Source organism: Pilosibacter sp. YYHA0881, from assembly GCF_051602715.1.
GTDB lineage: Bacteria > Bacillota > Clostridia > Lachnospirales > Lachnospiraceae > Alitiscatomonas > Alitiscatomonas aceti.
Map to the genome: position 1 here is coordinate 724,605 of NZ_CP175657.1, position 20,620 is coordinate 745,224.

At 43.5% G+C, this 20,620-nt stretch carries 20 protein-coding genes, 1 pseudogene and 1 riboswitch; of the genes and pseudogenes, 5 read left to right on the plus strand and 16 right to left on the minus strand.

Going from position 1 to position 20,620, the window contains the following annotated elements:
* Window positions 1–14: 14 nt before the first annotated feature.
* Window positions 15–617 carry a type 2 periplasmic-binding domain-containing protein gene (locus tag ACI6NM_RS03510; RefSeq protein ID WP_022273612.1) on the minus strand — a complete coding sequence of 201 codons (603 nt, stop codon included), beginning with the start codon at window positions 615–617 and terminating at the stop codon, window positions 15–17.
* Window positions 614–1,663 carry a nucleoside hydrolase gene (locus tag ACI6NM_RS03515; RefSeq protein WP_262426863.1) on the minus strand — a complete coding sequence of 350 codons (1,050 nt, stop codon included), beginning with the start codon at window positions 1,661–1,663 and terminating at the stop codon, window positions 614–616. The genes ACI6NM_RS03510 and ACI6NM_RS03515 overlap by 4 nt, the downstream gene beginning before the upstream one ends.
* A 178-nt stretch (window positions 1,664–1,841) precedes the next feature.
* Window positions 1,842–1,886, minus strand: a riboswitch (PreQ1 riboswitch).
* 167 nt (window positions 1,887–2,053) lie between these two features.
* On the opposite strand from ACI6NM_RS03515, the gene ACI6NM_RS03520 reads away from it, so the two are divergent.
* The 5 genes from ACI6NM_RS03520 (at window position 2,054) to ACI6NM_RS03540 (ending at window position 6,253) form a co-directional block, all read left to right on the plus strand.
* The gene (locus ACI6NM_RS03520) at window positions 2,054–3,175 is read left to right on the plus strand and encodes a M20/M25/M40 family metallo-hydrolase (protein WP_262426864.1); all 1,122 of its coding nucleotides are present in this window, start codon (window positions 2,054–2,056) and stop codon (window positions 3,173–3,175) included.
* A gap of 211 nt (window positions 3,176–3,386) precedes the next feature.
* Window positions 3,387–3,716: a hypothetical protein gene (locus tag ACI6NM_RS03525; protein ID WP_262426913.1), complete on the plus strand. Its 330-nt coding sequence runs from the start codon at window positions 3,387–3,389 to the stop codon at window positions 3,714–3,716.
* A 305-nt stretch (window positions 3,717–4,021) separates the two neighbouring features.
* Window positions 4,022–4,345: a type II toxin-antitoxin system Phd/YefM family antitoxin gene (locus ACI6NM_RS03530; RefSeq protein ID WP_022272565.1), complete on the plus strand. Its 324-nt coding sequence runs from the start codon at window positions 4,022–4,024 to the stop codon at window positions 4,343–4,345.
* A complete protein-coding gene (locus ACI6NM_RS03535) occupies window positions 4,342–4,677 on the plus strand; it encodes a type II toxin-antitoxin system RelE family toxin (protein ID WP_158357457.1) in 336 nt (111 codons plus the stop codon). Before ACI6NM_RS03530 ends, ACI6NM_RS03535 begins: the two co-directional genes overlap by 4 nt.
* A gap of 658 nt (window positions 4,678–5,335) precedes the next feature.
* On the plus strand, window positions 5,336–6,253 hold the full coding sequence (locus ACI6NM_RS03540) for an RpnC/YadD family protein (RefSeq protein WP_262426865.1): 918 nt from the start codon (window positions 5,336–5,338) through the stop codon (window positions 6,251–6,253).
* A gap of 126 nt (window positions 6,254–6,379) precedes the next feature.
* Here the strand turns inward: ACI6NM_RS03540 and ACI6NM_RS03545 are convergent.
* The 14 genes and pseudogenes from ACI6NM_RS03545 to ACI6NM_RS03610 form a co-directional block, all read right to left on the minus strand.
* Window positions 6,380–6,532, minus strand: a pseudogene (locus ACI6NM_RS03545) (UDP-N-acetylglucosamine 2-epimerase (non-hydrolyzing)); the annotation flags it as partial.
* A gap of 69 nt (window positions 6,533–6,601) precedes the next feature.
* Entirely contained in the window at window positions 6,602–7,822 is a 1,221-nt protein-coding gene (locus ACI6NM_RS03550) for a Coenzyme F420 hydrogenase/dehydrogenase, beta subunit C-terminal domain (RefSeq protein ID WP_262426866.1), read from the minus strand.
* A gap of 6 nt (window positions 7,823–7,828) precedes the next feature.
* Window positions 7,829–8,953, minus strand: a complete 1,125-nt coding sequence (locus ACI6NM_RS03555; protein WP_262426867.1) for a polysaccharide pyruvyl transferase family protein — start codon at window positions 8,951–8,953, stop codon at window positions 7,829–7,831.
* Window positions 8,954–8,958: 5 nt separating this feature from the next.
* Window positions 8,959–10,470: a lipopolysaccharide biosynthesis protein gene (locus ACI6NM_RS03560; RefSeq protein ID WP_262426868.1), complete on the minus strand. Its 1,512-nt coding sequence runs from the start codon at window positions 10,468–10,470 to the stop codon at window positions 8,959–8,961.
* A gap of 19 nt (window positions 10,471–10,489) precedes the next feature.
* Entirely contained in the window at window positions 10,490–11,800 is a 1,311-nt protein-coding gene (locus ACI6NM_RS03565; protein WP_262426869.1) for an O-antigen ligase family protein, read from the minus strand.
* Window positions 11,801–11,810: 10 nt separating this feature from the next.
* A complete protein-coding gene (locus tag ACI6NM_RS03570; protein ID WP_262426870.1) occupies window positions 11,811–12,902 on the minus strand; it encodes a glycosyltransferase family 4 protein in 1,092 nt (363 codons plus the stop codon).
* 12 nt (window positions 12,903–12,914) lie between these two features.
* A complete protein-coding gene (locus tag ACI6NM_RS03575; RefSeq protein WP_420361279.1) occupies window positions 12,915–13,505 on the minus strand; it encodes a glycosyltransferase in 591 nt (196 codons plus the stop codon).
* Between the two features lie 180 nt (window positions 13,506–13,685).
* Window positions 13,686–14,309 (minus strand): glycosyltransferase, encoded by a 624-nt coding sequence (locus ACI6NM_RS03580; protein ID WP_262426872.1) that lies wholly within the window; start codon window positions 14,307–14,309, stop codon window positions 13,686–13,688.
* A 309-nt stretch (window positions 14,310–14,618) separates the two neighbouring features.
* A complete protein-coding gene (locus ACI6NM_RS03585; RefSeq protein ID WP_316451090.1) occupies window positions 14,619–15,173 on the minus strand; it encodes an acyltransferase family protein in 555 nt (184 codons plus the stop codon).
* Between the two features lie 42 nt (window positions 15,174–15,215).
* On the minus strand, window positions 15,216–16,661 hold the full coding sequence (locus ACI6NM_RS03590; protein WP_262426873.1) for an alkaline phosphatase family protein: 1,446 nt from the start codon (window positions 16,659–16,661) through the stop codon (window positions 15,216–15,218).
* A 17-nt stretch (window positions 16,662–16,678) separates the two neighbouring features.
* Window positions 16,679–17,353, minus strand: coding sequence for a dTMP kinase (locus ACI6NM_RS03595; protein ID WP_262426874.1), 675 nt, complete (start codon window positions 17,351–17,353; stop codon window positions 16,679–16,681).
* Window positions 17,350–18,306: a glycosyltransferase gene (locus tag ACI6NM_RS03600; RefSeq protein WP_262426875.1), complete on the minus strand. Its 957-nt coding sequence runs from the start codon at window positions 18,304–18,306 to the stop codon at window positions 17,350–17,352. The genes ACI6NM_RS03595 and ACI6NM_RS03600 overlap by 4 nt, the downstream gene beginning before the upstream one ends.
* Before the next feature lie 16 nt (window positions 18,307–18,322).
* A complete protein-coding gene (locus ACI6NM_RS03605) occupies window positions 18,323–19,786 on the minus strand; it encodes a B12-binding domain-containing radical SAM protein (RefSeq protein WP_262426876.1) in 1,464 nt (487 codons plus the stop codon).
* 4 nt (window positions 19,787–19,790) lie between these two features.
* Window positions 19,791–20,564, minus strand: coding sequence for a glycosyltransferase family 2 protein (locus tag ACI6NM_RS03610; RefSeq protein WP_262426877.1), 774 nt, complete (start codon window positions 20,562–20,564; stop codon window positions 19,791–19,793).
* Window positions 20,565–20,620 lie beyond the last annotated feature (56 nt).

Genomic DNA, 20,620 nt, shown 5'->3' on the forward strand with positions numbered 1-20,620 from the left:
GCTGTTCTCCTTTCTTAAGGACCGCAGGCTCTGCCCTGCTGGCCGCATATGGCCTGTTTCAGCCGGTCCGGCACAGCGCCTGCGGCTGCAGACGCCAGAAAAAGGCTCACCGTCCGGTCTGCCAGATCCGTAATGACCTGCACCAGAAATATGCTGGCAGTCATTCCCAGGGGGGTGTGGGACAAAAGCTGTACAAGGACCGTAGAGCCCGACGACGTGATCCCGCCAAAAAGGCCCGCACAGATCAGGGAGCTCACAATGGTCCCGGGAACAGTGATCAGCGCCGCAGCCAGAAAAAGCCGCAGCCCCCTGACGCGTCCCATAAGCTCCGGCATTCTCCTCGACGCCAGCCCCGCCATAAATCCAGTAACCATGCCCACCGGCGCAAAATACAGCGAATAAATATCAGTGGTCATTCCCATAAGGATCCCGCTGAGAAGATTGGGGAGCATACCGTAAACGGGCCCCAGGAGGATGCCTGCCAAAATGGTCCCGATGCTGTCCAGGTATACTGGAAGCCGCAGGGCCAGGGCTGCCTGTCCGCCCGCTGTGTTGATGCAGGCTGCCAGGGCGATCAGTACCATCTGGTTTACAGTCATTTTTTTCCTGCTTTTCATCGGAGCTGCGCCTCCTTTCCGTGAAGGAATACCGTTCCCGTCATCCGGCTTCCCGCCGCCAGACCGGGGATCAGATCCAGCCCCTCCTCCCGGCATTTCAAGAGCCTGGAAAAGAACAGCCGGAAAAACCGCTCCGGATCCGTTTCTGTCAATATAAGGGCATTGGGAGCTTTTCTATAAAAGCCCATGGAGTCCACCACGGTCTGCCCCCGGGAGATCCCCTCCGTCTCCACCGCCGTATACGCTTCAAACCCTCGGCATAGTCCAGGGTCCGCGAAATGGACCACAGCCAGGGGATCGTTGATGACGCAGCCGATCAGATGCTCCCACTCCCAGTGGAAATCAAAATAAAACTTCGTAATCGCCGACACAAAGCTGCCAAGCTCCGGATCCAGCCGTTTCAGATACGCGAGAAGATCCGGAGTCAGGACAATCTGTCTGGTCACGTCCAGCCCTGTCATCTCGATCTTCTTTCCGTACAGGGCAGCCGTTTCATACACAAGGGCCGCCGCATCTGGATCTGCCCAATAATTGTATTCCGCCACTGGAGAGCAGTTCCCATGGCTTTTAAAGCTGCCTCCCATGGACACGATCCGGTCCATGGAAAGGATTGCTTCCGGACAGTCCGAAAGCAGACGGGCCAGATTGGTCATGGGCCCCAGGGCGATCACGGAGCAGGGGCCTCCTTCCTGTCCCGGCACAAACCGTTTTTTTAGAAACTCCTGGGCGGTCATGGAGTTCTCATAGCCTGGGACTTCCGGGAGAAAGCTCTCTCCCAGCCCATCGGCCCCATGGGTATCCAGGGCATTCACATAGTCCCGCTTCAGCGGCCTTTCTGCTCCCACATAAATGGGAATATCCAGACGCCCCATATGCTTTAAAATTTTTTTTGTGTTGGAAAAGCCCATATCTGCCGGGCTGTTCCCACATACGATGGTAATGGCCTCCACCTGGATCTCCTCCATGGACAGCGCCAGCATCAGAGCCAGGCTGTCGTCGATCCCCGGGTCACAGTCAATAACCACCTTCTGTATCTTTTGATCCATCCTGTTTTCTCCTTCCGTTTTCACGCAGGGGAAACAAAAAACCGCCCCTGCCAGTTTTCTGAAAACCTCAGATAAGCGCACCAGCTTCTGGAAATCCATCCAGAAAACCGGTGCGCCAGGCAAAGAGCGGTACCAGCCCCGCCTTCCGGCCAGGGCTTTTTACCTTTATCATTCTCACTTATGCCTAGTTTTTTATACTGGGAGGTTCACGAACCAGTGGGGACCCCAGAGGATCCCGGTGCCAGAAGTATAGCACAGGGAAGGAATTTGCGCAAGGCCTCTCCCATGTTTTTCATTGATTTTCCACTCTGCTTTTAGTATAATGAAAACATCGGAGTGTCCCGTGAAAAATCAGAAAACGGGACAGATACAAAAGGGAGGAAGATTCTTATGCAGTATAACAAAGAACGGATTTTATCCAGGCTCATGGAAATGATCCAGATCGACAGCGTTTCCTATAAGGAAGGCCCCATGACCGACTATCTCCAGAAATATTTTGAGGACCGCGGCTATGAAGTATACCGCGATCAGGCTGGAAAGGCCGTGGGCGGGGACCACAGCGGAAACCTCCTGATCCATATTCCTGGAACTATGGAAGGAGAATCCATCTGTCTCAATGCCCACCAGGATACGGTGGAACCGGGGATCGGTATTGTTCCGGTTCTTGAGGACGGAAAATTAAAGAGCAGCGGGGACACGATCCTGGCCGCCGACGATAAATCCGGAATCGCCATCATGCTGGAGCTGTTGGAGGTACTGAAGGAAACAGGAACCCCCCATCGGGACATGTACTATCTTTTCACCATCTGTGAAGAAAGCGGCATGTACGGCGCAAAAAAATTTGATTATTCCAAAATTCCTACCAAAAACATCTTTTCCCTGGACGGAGCCGGAAATCTGGGCTTTATCTTAAAATCCGGCGCCGGAAAGGACGTGCTGACCATCACCTTCCACGGAAAATCCGCCCACGGCGGCATTGAACCAGAAAAAGGCATCAATGCCATCAACGCTGCGGCCCTGGCCATCAGCAAGGTGAAATTCGGCCGCATCGATCCGGAGACCACCTCCAATATCGGCCGCATCGAGGGCGGCGCAGCCACCAACATCGTTACGGATAAAGTCACCTTTACCTGTGAGGTCCGCTCTCACTCCCAGGCCCAGATCGAGGCCCAGGTGCAGAAGATCATGGATGCATGCCAGGAAGCGGCCGCCGAATTCGGAGCCACCGTGGACATCGATGTGGACCACTTCTGCCCGCCCCACAAGCCGGATCTGGACGGCTTCCTTACAAAGGCAACGGTCCGCGCCCTGGAACTTGAGGGGATCACACCGGAATACCATATCAGCAACGGCTCCGGCGACAGCAATATCTTCTCTGGCCACGGCTTTGACTGCTCCGGGATCTCCACCGGTATGTTCAACGTCCATACCACCGGCGAATACCTGGATCTGGCCGTATTCGAGCAGGCCTTCAACGTAACCTGGAGGATCGTGACAGAGCCTCTGGATTAAAGACAGGGCAGGCAGGGAATAGTAGCTGTATAGAAAAAAGGATGCTGCGTATCAAAGGGCGAAAAACGTCCTTCCGCAGCATCCTTTTTCTTTACACGCCCACTTCTTCCGGTATCACATGCCTGGTGTAAATCCGCAAAAAACGCTTCACATTTTATCCCGCACACCCTTGCCCTCCGAAAATAAATATGCTATACTCCCGGCAAAACCAGTGGCCACCGCGACTACAAGGATTCTGTATTCCGGATGCTGTTCCGGGACCGGACGAGCCTATAAGCTTAAGGTCCAGGTCTTAAAGATCTCCCCGGAGGCCAACCGTGAGCTCCTGGAGGAATGCCAGAGCCTGAAGGAATATATGCTCCTTATGGAACAGGTACGGAAGTATGCCGCATTCCTGGAGCTCAACGAAGCCGTGGACCGGGCCGTCAATAAATGCATCCAGATGGGATCCTTTCAGACCTTCTCTCAACATCTTCTGCTTCTGGACGACCATTTTTGTGTTGTAGGGGACCAGTTTCAGAAGCTTGTTGATATCCTTTAGTCCGGACTACGTTCCTTTGATCGATTTGTTGACACTTTCCAGCGCCTAGGAGAGTTTTGTGCTATCGCCGCCAATCTCAACGGTGATGCCCCGGATTCTGGATGCCATTTGGTAACACCCTCCTCGCGGGCATGAAAAAATCCCATCTGCACGAAGCAGGCTGCTTAAAGTAACAAAATATTATTATCTGTGTATCAAAATCGCCTTTTAGCATACAATATATTTATCAGTAAATTTATCAACCAGTTAGTTGATATTTTGGCAAACGTGTGCTATAATGCAAGTAAAGAAAGGAGTGGACGATTATGGCTTCTGTTATGAGTGCTATTACTAATACCGTTCCGATCACCCAATTCAACCGTGGGCTTGCCGGAAAAATTTTTGAAGATGTCAAGCAGTGCGGTGCTAAAGTTGTTATGAAAAACAACACCGCAGAATGCGTTCTCATCTCCCCGGATGAATATATCCGTTTAATGGACGAATTAAATGACGCTCGTCTGCTGGCTGTCGCTTCTGAACGTATGGCACACTTTGATCCTGCCTCTTTGATTTCTGAGGAAGAAATGAACCGCCGTCTCGGTGTTACAGAAGACGATCTCGCCGGTTTTAGCGAGGTCGACATCGAATGAGTTGGAAACTAGAATACCTTCCCGAAGCAGAAAAAGACTTGAAAGACCTCGATGGAAGCCAGCGCATCCTTGTTCTAAAAGCCATCAAAAAAGTTCAACAAAATCCACTGCCTGTTGATGAACAGGGCTATGGAAAGCCACTTGGTAATCACAACAGCACGAACCTTGCAGGACTTCTGAAAATCAAGCTCCGATCCGCTGGCTTACGTGTTGTATATCAGCTTCGCCATACAGAATCATCCATGCTGGTTATCGTTATTGGCATCCGAGCTGACGAAGAGGTATACGATATCGCTCAGAAAAGAGCGCATAAACACGGGCTTTTCGATTGATGCCCAGTTCTTAATCGGCTATAATCCCTATAGTGATTAGTTTTCGGTAACCTTGCGAAATTTGAGATTGGAAAGATGACCTTCGGAGCACCTTCTTTTCCCTACTGTAAATTATTGAATAATCTGCAATAATGGGAACCAGAATAGAGCCCAATAAGGTGGCTCTGAATTACCGGAATATATGACTCTCATTCTCCGAAATGGTGGCTCTCAATATCCGGACAGGTGACTCAGAGAACTCTGGAATAATCACTCCATAATTGTAATACAATAATCTAAATATCTTCCGCCTACAATTATAGCAGGGAACAGAGTATTAGGAAATCCGTAGGAATATTTGGCGCTTACGAATTATAAAGAGGATGCTGCATGGATGGGATAAAGAATCTCCTTCCGCAGCATCCTTTTTCTTTACACGCCCACTTCTGCCAATATCACGCGGCAGGTGTAAATCCGCAAAAACGCTTCACATTTTATCCTGCACACCCTTGCTCTCCAAAGATAAATATGCTATACTCCCGGCAAAGCATATATTTCCTTTGTTCCTGGCCGTATGGCTGTCTGGACTTTCTATCTTCATTTCAGAAAATCTATGCTTTTCCATTTTCTTTATCATGAAAAGCAGGAGATTTTCAGTTTTCCTGCGAAAGGAGGACAAATGAATCATCGAAACCATGATACCAGCCCCGGCCACAATGGCCCAGCAAAGCCAGCAGCCCGCCGCGACTATAAGGATTCCGTATTCCGGATGCTGTTCCGGGACCGGACGAATCTCTTAAGTCTTTATAACGCGGTCAACCAGACCTCCTATACGGATCCGGAGGAGCTGGCGGTCATCACCCTGGAAAATGCCGTCTATATGAACATGAAAAATGATGTGGCCTTTCTTATGGACTTCCAGCTGAATCTCTACGAGCACCAGTCCACCTGGAATCCCAATATGCCCCTCCGGGATCTCATTTATGTGGCAAAGGAATATCAAGTTCTTACGAAAGACCAGACCCTTTACTCTTCCAGCCTCATCCGGCTCCCCACTCCCCGCTTTGTCGTGTTCTACAACGGCTCCGGGATGACTGAGGAATCCTGTATCCTGAGGCTTTCGGACGCATACCAGAGCCCCGAAGCCGAGCCCGAGCTGGAGCTTAAGGTCCGGGTTTTAAAGATCGCCCCGGAGGCTAACCGTGAGCTCCTGGAGGCATGTCAGAGCCTAAAGGAATATATGCTCTTCGTGGAACAGGTACGGAAGTATGCTGCATTCCTGGAGCTGAACGAAGCAGTGGACCGGGCCGTCAATAAATGCATCCGGGATGGGATCCTTTCAGACTTTCTCTCAAAGCATAAAGCGGAGGTGATCGCAGTGAGTATTTTTGAATATGATGAAGAACGGGAGATCCGCCTCATACGGCAGGATGAATTCCGGCAGGGACAGCAGAATATCCTCAGAGATCTAGTTCATAAAAAACTCGAAAAAGGAAAATCCCCAGCCGTTATCGCAGATGAGCTGGAACTGGAGCCGGAGGTAGTGGAAACGCTGATACAGGAGCTTCGGAAGGAATTATCCGGCAGCGTCCTTTAGGGCTTAAACGCCTTTGGGACCATCTTTACCTGGTAATCTTTCCGCTGGGAGCCGCTGTAATACAGATATTTTCTCTGTGATACAGCGGCTCCTTCTAATCCTCAGATTTCCTTCCCGCAACAGCAGCTACAGTTCTTTCCTCCACACCATTTTATTCACAACCCCTGTATAGCTCTGAATGATCTTAACTACCTTGGTGCTTACATTTTCTTCCACATAATCTGGCACCGGAATGCCAAAATCCCCTTCCTGGTTCATGACCACCGCCGTATCCACAGCCTAAGCGAGGATCAATATGGATTCTCTCTTAGGAAATCTGCATTCTAACTTTCTCCAATACTCTCTTGTTTATTTATTCCTTCTTTTAAGGAAAACCCCTTGAAATCCCTGTTTGAAATTGTCTCTGATTTCTGGTGTAGTATGCCATATAAAAAAATCTTTGACAACCGCTTTTATCCCTTTCCTTGGGCAATACTTCTGCTTAAGACTGTACTCGGACATTTGTTTAATATCCTTATAAAAATCATTTCTTTGTATTGTTCTCCGGGCTGGCGTATGAAGCTGTGCATTTAATTGCACCTCTCTTTTATAATCTGCAGTTGCAGAACAAAATCTCTCACTAATTGCGTTCCACATTTTTTCTCCATTTTCTGTATTTATACAGACTGTTGAAAGTTCTTTATTCAGCGGAAGCTCATATGCCCTGTAATTCGCACAATCTCCTATAGTGATATCTCCACAACGGGAATCCTTTGCATATTTACATATATAGCATGACTCCCGATAATTGTCCCCGTTTAAAAAAGCTTGATAAAAAGGATCCTGACTTGAAAGAACTCTTTTTGCGATCTTCATGTTTCCTTTTTTATTCTTCGAAAAATAATGATAGGAAAATAGTGATTTTGTGTGAATATTTTTTTGCCTAAACGAAAAATCAAAGTACTTTTCTTCCGGGTATTTTTTATGCATATATTCTGAAAACGCATAGGCACTGGGAGTCCCATGACAAATCAAATCCATTGTTACCAACCCATTTGTTTTTCCCAAAAAGTGTTCTATCCCTGCAACCTGACATGGTGTACCGCAAAACAAAACCACCTGATGCTTCTTAAGGTGGTTTTGAATCTCAGAATAACACCCCGTGATATCACTTTGAATATACTTAGACCCTTGCATCTTCACAACATCCCTCATAGAGTCCGTAACAATATGTTTTAGCTGAAGATCATCATCCAGCACTGCTCCACAGACGTACCCATGCAAACTCTGAATCACATATCGCGCAGCTTCATAGAATACTCCCCCAGATGAACTCCGCTGGCATCCTTCTTCATCGTAACTTGCTGCTGCCAATACTCTAACCGGATCATACTGTATTGTGTCATTATAAGCCGGACATATCTTTACACACTTCCCACAATTCAAACATACAGTATGGTCAATTTCAGGCATACGAAATCCTTCTGCATCCACCTTCATCTGAATGCATCCTAACGGACATATTGCAGAACAAGCACCACATCCCGTGCATTGTTCCCCTATTGTAGAGATATCTTTTTTAAATTTCATACACCTTTAATCCCCCAGTGCTAATTTTAGATATTGAATGGACTCCCTTTTTTGTTCTTCTTTTTTCCTTTGCAATGTCTCCCGATCAAACTCGTCAATCATACACTTTACATCAGCCATCTCCGGAATCCAGCGTGCACCCAGCCCGTATCGCTCCAAAACATCAATAAGTCTCGAATTTACCTCACCAGCCATTGAAAACGGAAGAGGCGAAACATACATTGGCACCTCAAAATTTATAGCGAATGCTGTTCCATGAAAAGAATTTGTAACAACATATTTAGCTCCTGCATAGCAAGCAAGAAATTCACGTGGCCCCGCCCACATCATGTTCTTACCCTCATGCATAATAATCTGCCTTTTAGAGGGCTTTAAATTAATGACTGGCAAACCTGTTTTTTGTTTCAGATTTCTTGTAATCGCTCGAAGAATTGGTGTTTCAATCATATAGTAGGTCAGTATATATCCCCCTTTAGGTAATACAATTCTTGGGTTTGCCTGTTTCAGCCACATTTCCCTGTTAACCAGCAACGTAGGATCTACTACACAGATAATTTGTTCTTTAGGTATTTGCAACAATTCTGTAAGCATAATCTGTGCTGTTTTTTCACGGACTCCCAGATGCTTAAATTCCTTTAATAACGGAACAATCTGCTCTTTCCGCTTCTCTGAAATCGTACTAACACCGAAGCTACTGGCATAGCTTATTTTACACGAATGCTTAAACGGGCAAAAATATGTCATATCATCTCCAGTAATACGCTCATTCCAAAGTTGATCCGATCCACTAAGAATTACATCATACTGCCTTGCAATTTCTCCAACTTCATTAGGAAGATACATAACCGTTTCAGATACGTTCATTTCTCCGATATATTCCATAAAGTTCTGAATTTTTTGTTTTAATTGTTTCCCATAAATTGCCCGATTCAATATAATAGAAAGTACAGTTTTAATTGTCCTTGCCTGCCGTATCTTTCTAATCTGAAGTGTCCTTTCATTATATTCTGGTCTGTAATCAATCAATTCAGCATCGTAACCGAGCTCCTGCAATGCCATAGCCATAGCCTGCGCCTGAAGTACTGTTCCATAGTTGCTTGCACGATGAAATGTGAGTATGCCTATCTTCATATCTTCTACTTCCTATCTTTTTCCAACTTTTTTTGAATCCAGGAAATGTTTCCTTTATTTATCAAAATAAAACCTATGGCAAGAAATGCTGCCAAAATAGCAGTAACAAATGCAAACATCCCCCATTTAACATATGTATCTACCAAAAAAAACATCTGAATTTTATGAGCAGCAAAATATACCAACATCACAAATACGGTTGATATACAAATCTGTTGAATTGTATATCTAGTATTAATCATTACCACATTACAGGAACTGAATTGTATGAAATCAACTACACGATATCCTGCAGCAATACAGCGACCAGCAATCAGTCCCTCTAGTCCCCAGAAAACCAGTCCAACAAATGATAATGTAATTGTTAATATTGCCTCTACTATACTGCCTCTCTGTATCTCTTTAAATTTTCCTGCTGCAACAATTATAACCGACTGCTGATTTCTAATGACCCACAATGCCCCTAAAATACTACATAAAAAGCATAATTCTGGGCGGATATATGCCGCATCCTCTATTCCTTCTGTATAAAGTCTCATAAAAGGCTGATACAAAACCAAAACACAACTAAAAACGATTACCCAAAACGCCTGAAATAACACCTCGTATTCTTTATATACCTGTGTTAGCTTGTTCTCATCATGTCTCGCGATTAAATCGCCAAAACTTGCTGAAACTCCCGTATTTACCGCATTCGTAACCAAAAAAATAGCTGTAAGTACCATATTGTAGGTTGTAAATACACTAATTTCGTTCATTCTGGTCTTTGTAAAAGCTAATATCAGCGTGCTGGAGTTCAAGATTAGCAGCGAAAGAATCTGCTGAATAAAAACTTCCGTTTGATTTTCAAAGTGGTATTGATTTTCACATTTGTGAAAATCATAATGTGGGAACAGTCGTCGCACTACAGTATAATATGCTATGGCCCGAATAACATATGCCAGTGTACCAAACCCTATGGCAGCTACGATATTCCAATGTAAGCTGGATGCAATAATAATATTAATGGAGTATAGACAAGTACTTAGCGAATTAATTACTGCAATATATCTGCTGTTTTGAGAGGCATTTAGCAGTACCTTGTATTTTCCAATAAATAACAACTGCATTACCCCATTCAGTCCGATCATACAAAAAAGAACCGTGACTGTTAGATGGGAATACCCCGTTTCTGCGATAAAATACGGATACAGCAAAGAAGAAATCATAACCAAGATTATAAATGCTTTTCCCAGTTTTCCATACATTTGCTTCGCAGAATATAGAATTCTTTCGATCGTGTTTACATCTCCATTCGATAACGGTTTATATAACGCAAAAATCGCTGCACCAGATAATCCCGCCTCAAGCAACGTGAAATACTGTATAAATTGCTGAAGTGAAGTGATCAGACCATTCGTTTCGGAACCATAAGTTATCATAATCGATCGGGGAAGCAAAAAACCAACTACTGTCACCATAATTTCTGAAATCAATGCTATTGCCGTATTCTGTATGCTCACTTTTCTTCTATTCATTGCCTTCCCCCGATACCTCTTACATTTCTTTTATCGATGCAGTATCGATCATCATCAATGCTGATAATCCAAACCATAGATAACTGTATGTAATGTTGTCCACTGAAATTAGTGATATAACCACTACAGTTATACCTATTGTAAGACTCCACAGCAACTGATTATACCTGCTGCACGTATTATATTTCGCCTTTATTCCCCCTTTTATCAGAGTGAATAATAAAAATAAAATAAAAATACTTCCCAGAATAATTCCATTTCCACACAGGCATTCCAGCCAGGTATTATGGCACGCCCTGTTCACTGACGTATAAAACTGCATCTGTCCCATGCCGATACCAAAAAATGGATTTTTCTCCATCAGAATCCCAACAGCTTCTTTCCAAATTGTAAACCTTCCATACTCATCATTCAAACCTGATCGATTTGCATACAGTCCAAGAAACGAGCTGATTAAGTTCCTAATCCAATCTGTTCCAACCATTACAGCAATCATTACAAAAATAACAATTAATGTAATCACTTCAATCCTTTTTCTTATTTGCGGACTCCCCTTCCAATAAGCCGCAAAAACAGACATCACCAGCGCAAGTGCAAAACACATCAGACCAGTACGCGAATTACTTAAAAAAATACAGGCCATTGATAACATCAAACACAGCCATTCTCGCTTTGAATTCCCTTCCATTAAAATTCTTATAAGACACACAATTCCACTAAACACGAATGTTCCCAGCATCGTATTAGGGTCTATGGTAAATCCTCTTAAACGCCATTTTTGGATTAATACCCCCTGGAACATATTGGAAAACTGAAGAATAAATCCTGGCTCTGTCCTCTCTGATGCGCCAACCCCTGAAATCGGGATTCCCAGCGTCAGAAGTAAAAATCCAATAAGAAATACAAATCCGTATCCAATTCCCGTTGCTATCATTGCCTCCGGAATATCATCCTGCGCCGTCTCCCCCCAGAAACTGGTATATATGGTCATACAGAACCATACAACCATAAGCATACATGGTGCGCTAAGTGAATAAAGCGAACTACTATTAAACATATTCACTATAAACAATATCACTATAATTCCTATTGCAGGAAGCGTCCAACCACGTATCGCCTTTATTTTTGTTTGCCCATTCAGAAACATTCGGAGAAACAGCCACCCACAGAAAACCATATATGGTTTAATAGTGATTCCTGCAACCTGAATGCCATACATATCAATAGGAAGCAAAATCCAGACAAAATGTTCCATACTGATATGACGTTTTCCCAATGCCAAGGCGGACAAAAGCCATGCCAAAACAATCCAAAACCAAATCCCCATCATCTTACCGCCTTCATCGCAGCATCTGAATTTTTGCATCAATCTGTGCTGCCTCTAATACATACTTAAGTGCAATCACTCTCTGGGCTTCCTCTGAAACCGATTCATAACATTCCGAACGAAGTGCTTGCTTCAGTGCGCTTTGAATACCATGCACAGAACACGCATCAATAACCCAGCCTGTTTTATTTACCTCAACCACATCACAGATTCCACCTACCGGAGACGCAATCGGAGGAATTCCCTGAGCCATCATTTCTATAACTCCATTTGGCATTCCTTCTGTATCGGAAGGAAATAATAAAAATTTCCATCTTTTCGTTACGCTTCTAAGCTGTGCATGATCGATCCATCCATATAAGACAACTGACCCATCCAGATTTAATTTTCGAATAAGGTTACGACATTCTGTCTCCTGAACACCTGACCCTACAATTTCAAGCCTCCAATCCGGAAAATCTTTGTGTATCTCCGAGAAAGCTTGAATACTTTCCAGGACATGCTTTCCAGCTGTTAGACGGCATACCATTCCGATTACTCTTTTGCGTTCCACTATCGGGGTCATCGGCATAACCTCTGTATATAGATGAATAATTCTCTTCCTATCGATTCTTAGTCCTTTCCATTCATGTTCTACTGATGGACTTTCCATGCAAATATAATCTGCATTTTCTGCCATAATACGAATAAGAAATGCTGATATCTTTGAAAAAAAACCTTTTTTTCCTTCTTTTTGAGGATTTCCATAAATAAAATAATTAATTTCCGCTTTTTTGTACTTTACACAAAAATATGGAAGCAGCATCTTATCGCCAATCCAAAAGAATACCTGCATTCCCTCTTGAACATGCTGCATAACTAGCTCTGACATTTTAAGTTGAAGCCACACCAGATCGAATAATCGTTTCATTTTGTTTGGACTGCGTTTTATCGGAACTGAAACTAGCTGTACCTGTTTCAAATCGCCCTCTATGCGCAGATTCCCACCAAGTACCTGCAGATTTCTGCAACAAGGCTCTATTACTCTCAGAAATTTACTTAAGGTAACCTTTGCAGATTCATTTACAGCAATCATCGGATTGGTAATAATAATTACGTCTTCCATTCTCTCCTCCTGCTATATGACCGATTGAAATATCTCTTCAATTCTTTCCTCATAATGATTTATTGCGCTTTTTTCTGCAAACTTTTTTCCTTTCTCCGCCATCGCCTTTTTCCGCAACATAATTTCTTTAATCCTTGACACAGCATCCGCAACGTCATCTCCCTTGAAAATCAGACCACCTCCACCTACCTCAATAAATTCCCTTGCTCCCGCCGTATCACATGCAGCAACTGGCACCCCCGCCGCCGCTGCTTCCAGTCCGGCAAGCGGAAAACCTTCAAAAGACGGAATGATAAGAATATCCATCATTTTTAGCAAATCCGCGATATCATTTCTACGTCCTAAAAAAAGAACACTGTCGCTTAATCCCTTCTGAGTAATCTTTTCTTCTAACTCTTTCATATAATCCTTTTCTCTAGTTTCACCAGCAAATAAACCAATAACATCCAGTCCTTCCTGTCTCAATCGCCTAATCACATCCAAAACAAAATCCTGTTTTTTTGAGCGTTGTACCAGTGCAATGTGTCCAATTACTAAAGTCATCCTGTTCTCTCCTTTTAGAGACTGAATGTCTCCATATCCTTTCTGAAACCAAGTTTGCAGATACTATCATCAATTTTGAACGCACTTTTTAAAGTCTCCCCTCATACCTATAATACTCAGGGGTAACAACATCTCTAGAAATAATTCCTCTAACATCCTTTGACCATTTCTTCAGTAAAACCATTACTTTTATCAGGACATCCCGTTTCTCATTTTTTGTTACTGCTTCTGTTTGGCCAATTATATATCTCCCTGTATTTTTCTACCAAGCTTAGCTTCTATCTCCGATACAATTTTTGCAGCATCACCATTAGCATATTTCTCAACATCGACCGGATTATAAATGACCTCGACTTTTTTGTGGGCTCCTTCATCTACAATCTGCTTCCCTACACAATTAGAGACCGCAATGATTTTTCGGACAGATTTCCAACTGCTACAGATGTTAAGAAGTTTTTTTGTAGCACCATCCAGAAAAATATGGTGTAAATGCCAGATAACCGGTTTATGAAACAGCATCCCACAAACTGCACTCCATGGAAGAGCTGCCGGCCCCGGCGCATACAGAATATCCGGTCTATATCTATAAATCACTCTAAGTGACTTCCAGATATTTTTCACAGACATCCATCCATAACGAAAAATCACTCTTTTTCCCTTTATACCTGTTGGCAGAGTCTGATCCCCCATTAATATATAGGGGATATTCCGCTTTCTCAGTTCCTCTGCCATTATCCCCTCTGCGGGAATAAGACAACAAAATTCAAATATGTCCGACAGCATATCCATAACCGTCAGCGTCATCTTCTGACCGCCAGACACTGTTGCCAGCGTTTCCCATACAAGAACCTTTTTCTTTTCCATTGCTTCTCCTCATCGCGCTTTTTGCCTTTTTCCTACCAGAAGCCACCCCATCCATTGGCATCGTTCCAAAATGAGCTTATCGATCAACAATGAAAGGATAATTGCAATTATGGATAAAGTAACTATATATCCAAACATTTCCTATTAACTTGGATAATACATTTCTGCCAAGAATTAAAATTGGGGCATGAATTATATAGACTTCCATTGAGTGGTTTCCCAAATAATCAAGCATTTTACACATTTTGCCTTTTTGCTCACATAACCAAAGCGAGACTGATATCAAAACCACAATTGATACAGCAGCAATCACACACTTAGCCCACCAATACTTTTGTCCTTGTCTTTCCGCAACAAACACCCAGCGCATAGAAACACTTGATAACAGGAAAACGACAGACTTATACCAGGGAATGCGTATTTTGCAGGATACAGCGGGGAAAAGAATGTAAGAATCAAAGCTATCACAAGCAATATCTTTTCAGTCTTTTCATTTACAACCCAAATGGTCACGAGTGAAAGCACAAACAAAACATATAGGAACCACAATTCTCCATCCGGATTGTTTCCAAGCAGTAAACTCCACCATGGTATACGGGTATTATTTCTAGCCAAATCCACAAATACAATTTTTAATGGCCAGTAAATTATCGCCCACACAAAATAGGAAATCATCAGACGCTCAATTTTAGATTTGGTCTGACCCCATTTATCCGTTTTTCCTAATGGAGCCACAATTCCAGCCAGAAAGAAAAAAAGGGGCATATGGAAGGTATAGACGAACCTATACAGGGTCGTCATAATTTCACTATTTTTCATTACTGGAGACATCGTATGACACAAAACAACCAGTAGTATACCTATTTCCTTGCAATATCCAACTCTTGTTTTCTTTCCCTCTGCATTTTACTCTCCCCTTACTGCATCCATAATGACATCATAAATATCTGTCATTTCGTAATTATCCTTCTTAAGTTCAAAGTTATTTGTAAAGATGATAGCTGTTCTCCAGCGGTGACCGCCAGGTGACATCATATACATGAAGCCTTCCTTTTCAAAAACATTCTTGCCAAGTTCCCATTCGCCACCCCAGCGTTCATCCATCTGGTATATGATTTCCGGATACTTGTTTAGGTACTGGCCATGATAAAAAGTATTGGTACGAACGATCCACTCAAAGAGTCTCTTGTCTTCACCTTCGATCTTAATCTGCTTCAAATATTCAATTATTTCATCTGCCAGTTTGTCCTTGCCAACGACATTGTCATTGATACGGATTCCACCGTAACTGTAATTTTTCAGGGCTGAAAGATCGCTCAAATATGCCTGCGTCTTATCCCAATCAAAGTCTGCACTGGATGCAAACAGGCTCTTCCACACAGGGAACTTCTTCGCCAGTCTCATCGCCCACTTTGGCAGACCAATACCCTTCACCACACTCAGTGCTGTTTTTTTAATAACTTTCTTGATTTTTTTCTTAGTTGAAGGCTGGGAGCCATCTCCGCCCCCCTTGGGTGCCAGGTAGCCACCACGGCGGAGCAGCTCATTGATTCTCACGGTATAGACCGGACGTGCGCCATGGCCGTGGTCACTGATAATCAGCAACGGAGTATCCGGCTGCTTCTGCATCACCTCGCCAACATAGTTGTCCATAGTGATATACATATCCCGAATCACATTCTCATGTTCATTAGCCCCCGGATACTCAGGATGATTCGGATCGCAGTGACGCCAAAAATCGTGCTGGATACCATCCGTCGTAGAGAAGTACGAGAACAGCACATCCACGTCCTCGTTCTCGATTGCCAGTCGAGTCAGACGGATTTCCTCATTGACCTTAGCAAAGAATTCATCTCGCAACGCCGGAAGATCTTTTTCGGAGGTGAATTTACCGTCTGTCCCCAAAATATCATACCGCGGATTGTAGATATTCTCCTTACTCTGAGGATAGACGCGAATCTTACCCTCATAAGGGCGCGTAATCATCAAGCCATCAATATCCCAGCCTTCTTTGATATTCATGGGCAGAATCACAGCGCACGAAAGTCCCTGCTTATTGAGCACATCCCAGAATGTTCTTCCCTTAAATGCGCTGTCATCAAATGTAAGCGGCTTATATGTATTCTGCTTTGCACCAACATTGACAAAGTTGATAATGCCGTGTTCAGATGGGTCAAGACCAGTATAAATCGTAGACCACGCTGGAGTCGTGTCTGCCGGAAATACCGAACGCAGATGAGGTTTATTATTCTTCTGCATCAAGTCATACAAATTAGGAAGCTTATCCTTATACCGGACAATCACATCCCAATCCATACCGTCAATGCCAAGGATCATCAGTTTTCGTACCATTTTAAGCTCCTATCCAATCACTCTTGAAGCGAAGGCAGTACCTCATCGATAGCTGCCATAACTTCATCTAGCATTTTCTGTTTATCTTGATCGCCCGCAATTACGGTTGCATTATACATTTCTGCAACTTTTTCGTACCGAGGCTTTCGGATTTCCAGGTAAATCGGATCAGGAATATCATCTTTCCTGGAACAACAGACGTCTACAGGGGTCTTGATGTAAATAATCTTGTCCGGGCGCGGTGCATGCTTCCACTTACCATTCATCGTTTCTTCCATATATTCTTCGCCCAGATCCAAATTTGCCGCATAAGTCACGATGTTATCATATATATATCGATCCACCAGCAAGGTTGTACCAAAGAATCTCTTCATGCAAATCTTAAAGAAAATTTGTAACTTAAATTCAATGGTCGTCAAAAAAGAAAAAATCTTATAAGCCCCACCTCTATTTGCGTTCTTCCGCAAACTTTCCAGGTACGCCTTGTAGTCTCCAGAAAAAGGATCACTATCCTTTTTCATTAAAATCTTTTTTCCAAGCTTAATGACACCCCGCAGGAAAACAATGACATAAGCTGCACGCACAATTTCAACTTTATACCCGCGCTTCTTCAGTTGTTTATAGGCATAATCGATACTTGTTGATTTGCCGGAACCATCCAAACCCATAAAACTAATCATTGCTGGTTTCATGCATTTTCCTCCCGAACCATCCCCAAAACGCTCTGCGCCACTTCACTCCAAGAGCCTGTTTTTTCAAGTAAAGAATGGTCGCTCTTTTTCTTAATTACTTCAAGCAAAACCTCATCAAGCTGTTCTGCGCTGTCAAGCAACGTAATTGCACCCTCAGAGCCCGTGATTTCGTTTAGATTTTCAAAACTCTTATATCCAATTACAGGAACGCCACAGGACAGTGCTTCCATTACGGACAGTGGAATGCTGATTACAAACTCCGTGGATCTTGTAGGAAACAAATACGCATCTGCCATCTGGTATACTTCTTCTACATTTTCCAGATAGCCTTTATGTATTTTTACGTTTGCCTCATTGAGAACATGCACTACATTCTCATCCTCAAACATACCGCTTGCAACGACCAACTTCTGGGCTGTATGGATTTTTGCGAAGTCCTCCAAACCGCGGCCCTTGGAACAATGTCCCACATGAATGATAAGTTGCTTTGATGGATCAAACCCGTACTTCCTCTTGAGCTTTTTTTGCTGTTCTACAGAAACAGGTGTGAATTTCTCCGCTTTGATGCCCACAGAAAACAGCTTTTTATGTCTACCCGATGTGATTTTCACATCCTTCATGTCGCCTTCTGTGATTGAAAGATAGTTGCATTTCAGCGGATGCTTATCATTTTTTGTCATGAAATCAGCATCTGGTTTCTGCACCAAAACAATCCATGTGTTTTTGCATACCCTCGTAACAATCGAAGCCAAGCCATAGACCAGCTTATTCGCACGAGCAAAAATCATTGTGACATCTGCTCGTTTGGAATTCAGCACAATTTGTGGAATCTGCTTCAATCCAGAATAAAGTACAGTGTTCTCTTTTTCAAACTCTTTGGCTAAGTGAGTAGCGACATTTCGCATGCCCTCATTGACTTGCCCATTTACTGTTCCAATTACATGGATTACCATACTTCACCTCTGTATCTTACTTCAGAAGACTGTCCTTCAGACGCCAAAATGCCTTCAAACTTCTCTTCAAATCTTCTGGATCGCGCAGACCACGAACAAGGCGGTGACCAATATACCATGGGCGCATATAGTACTTCTTTCTTGCATAGGCGCAGAAGTCAACCAGCTCCTGTGCAGAAAGCTCTGGAGTGTTAATGATGCAGTTTAAAGTTCCATCCTCATGGATATACTCATCATACTTACCATTAATATAACCATTGCTCTTCGCCCAGTTATAAGCGCCTGTCCCCGGATAAGGAATCAGAGGGAAGAACTGTGCTGTATCCGTCTTAAAGCGCATAGCCGCAGCCAACGTTTCTCTCATCGTCTCATGCGTCTCGCCCTGGTTACCTACCATATAGCAAGCGTGGATCATCAATCCCGCCTTACGAGCATTTGCAACATAAGCTTCAATTTGCTCAACAGTAGTACCCTTATGGATATTTTTCAGAATCTGCTGGTTTACACTTTCAATGCCTGGGATAATCAGATGGCAACCCGCATTCTTCATTAGGCACATAGTCTCGTAGTCCAGATTCACACGAGCGTTGCACAGCCACCGAATCTTCTTATTGATACCTTTCTGAATCATCATATTGCAGATTTCAGAAACACGCTGCTTGTGAATGGTAAAGGTATCATCCTCAAACACGATTTCCTTCACATCCGGGAAATTATTCACGATGTACTCAATTTCACCGATGACATTTTCCGGACTGCGCAGGCGATAGCGATGACCGTGGAGCGTCTGGGGATAAACGCAGAAGTTACACTGTGCCGGACAGCCACGTCCCGTGAAAATCTGAATAGAGGGGAAAGCTGCTGCCGGAAAAACATAGTCTGTCACACATAATCTGCGCTTGATAAATTCTGCGGCATAAGGAATCTCGTCCAGGTCAGTGATATGCTCTGCGTCGGGGTTGTGTACTACTTCCCCATCTTTGCGATAAGTCAAGCCACGAACAGTAGCAAGGTCAACACCATCACGAAGGGCGATGGCAGTATCACGCACAATATAATCATATTCATGTCGCGCTAAACCATCAATCAGATCACAAATGCCCATGGTTTCATCTGGTGTTGCAGACGGATGAGTACCAACCAACATGGTAAATGCATCTGGATACATGTTTTTGATTGTCTCTGCAAACTCCACGTCACTATAAATAGACGGCGTACTGGTGTCAAACACAAACAGCTTTGCATCAGCCGCTTCTTTCTTTACACGCTCAAGCGTTTGTTTTTTATTCATCTGCTTAGCCGGAGCGTCAATGAAAGCCACATCAAAGCCATTTTTCTCAGCAACACATGCTGCATAAATCAGCCAGAGCGGATAATACAGAACACCGCTATGTCCAATAGAAGGACTTCTGGATTCACGCGAAAACTTACCATATTCAGCCTTGAACGGGGGATTGATAAAACAAACTTTCATTTCCATTCTCCTATATTTGCTTCAAATTTTTGTATTTCATCAGACCTTTGACCACATACCAGCATTCATAATAAAACGCAGACAATGGGTTTAAGCCAATGTACCGATATGTATTCCAGTTCATCTTCGCCGCCTTGATTTTATTGCCCGACTTCGACGATTTTGCAATTCGATAAGTGAGCAGCGGCTCATCTACACCATAGGCTTTCTTCCCTTCTTTCAAGATACCAAGCCAGACTGCGAAATCCTCGTGCATCCCGTCACCGACTGCATAATACTTTTCATACAACTCCTTGCGTACTAGCGAAGAGGAATTAGACAATACATTCTGTTTCAGCAAATGACGATAAGTGACTTCCGATGGAGCATGAAGATACCAATCAATCGGCTGACCATCCGAATCCATAAAAGCAGAACCTGTAAAAAGTAAATCAGCATTCATTTTCTTTTGAAGAATAATCTGCTTCTCCAGTTTTTCTGGTGCCCATATATCATCACTATCGAGAATTGCAATCCACGCACCCTTTGCTTCTTCCAAACCATGCTTACGCGTATAGGACACACCACTATTTTCTTTATTGTAAATCAGCCTCACACGATTGTCCCGCGCCATAATATTCTCGACCAGTTTTACTGTTCTATCCTGCGAATAATCATCCACAACGAGTAATTCAACGGCTGGATAGGTCTGATTCAAGACAGAGTTGATCGACTGCTCTATCGTTTTTTCTGCATTGTAGGCTGCCATAATAACACTTACTAATCCAAAATCCCTACTCGTCATTATCTCATATCCTCATATTTTTTTACCAGTCCAAACATATTTTTATTCTATTAAGG

Excerpts from the sequence above, each read along its gene's own strand:
- ACI6NM_RS03520 (WP_262426864.1), top strand. The coding sequence starts at position 2,054 with ATGCAGTATAACAAAGAACGGATTTTATCCAGGCTCATGGAAATGATC.
- ACI6NM_RS03590 (WP_262426873.1), bottom strand. The coding sequence starts at position 16,661 with ATGGTACGAAAACTGATGATCCTTGGCATTGACGGTATGGATTGGGAT.
- ACI6NM_RS03540 (WP_262426865.1), top strand. The coding sequence starts at position 5,336 with ATGAATCATCGAAACCATGATACCAGCCCCGGCCACAATGGCCCAGCA.
- ACI6NM_RS03595 (WP_262426874.1), bottom strand. The coding sequence starts at position 17,353 with ATGAAACCAGCAATGATTAGTTTTATGGGTTTGGATGGTTCCGGCAAA.
- ACI6NM_RS03535 (WP_158357457.1), top strand. The coding sequence starts at position 4,342 with ATGAGTTGGAAACTAGAATACCTTCCCGAAGCAGAAAAAGACTTGAAA.
- ACI6NM_RS03510 (WP_022273612.1), bottom strand. The coding sequence starts at position 617 with ATGAAAAGCAGGAAAAAAATGACTGTAAACCAGATGGTACTGATCGCC.
- ACI6NM_RS03515 (WP_262426863.1), bottom strand. The coding sequence starts at position 1,663 with ATGGATCAAAAGATACAGAAGGTGGTTATTGACTGTGACCCGGGGATC.
- ACI6NM_RS03570 (WP_262426870.1), bottom strand. The coding sequence starts at position 12,902 with ATGGAAGACGTAATTATTATTACCAATCCGATGATTGCTGTAAATGAA.
- ACI6NM_RS03530 (WP_022272565.1), top strand. The coding sequence starts at position 4,022 with ATGGCTTCTGTTATGAGTGCTATTACTAATACCGTTCCGATCACCCAA.
- ACI6NM_RS03605 (WP_262426876.1), bottom strand. The coding sequence starts at position 19,786 with ATGGAAATGAAAGTTTGTTTTATCAATCCCCCGTTCAAGGCTGAATAT.
- ACI6NM_RS03560 (WP_262426868.1), bottom strand. The coding sequence starts at position 10,470 with ATGAATAGAAGAAAAGTGAGCATACAGAATACGGCAATAGCATTGATT.
- ACI6NM_RS03580 (WP_262426872.1), bottom strand. The coding sequence starts at position 14,309 with ATGGAAAAGAAAAAGGTTCTTGTATGGGAAACGCTGGCAACAGTGTCT.
- ACI6NM_RS03550 (WP_262426866.1), bottom strand. The coding sequence starts at position 7,822 with ATGAAATTTAAAAAAGATATCTCTACAATAGGGGAACAATGCACGGGA.
- ACI6NM_RS03565 (WP_262426869.1), bottom strand. The coding sequence starts at position 11,800 with ATGATGGGGATTTGGTTTTGGATTGTTTTGGCATGGCTTTTGTCCGCC.
- ACI6NM_RS03610 (WP_262426877.1), bottom strand. The coding sequence starts at position 20,564 with ATGACGAGTAGGGATTTTGGATTAGTAAGTGTTATTATGGCAGCCTAC.
- ACI6NM_RS03600 (WP_262426875.1), bottom strand. The coding sequence starts at position 18,306 with ATGGTAATCCATGTAATTGGAACAGTAAATGGGCAAGTCAATGAGGGC.
- ACI6NM_RS03555 (WP_262426867.1), bottom strand. The coding sequence starts at position 8,953 with ATGAAGATAGGCATACTCACATTTCATCGTGCAAGCAACTATGGAACA.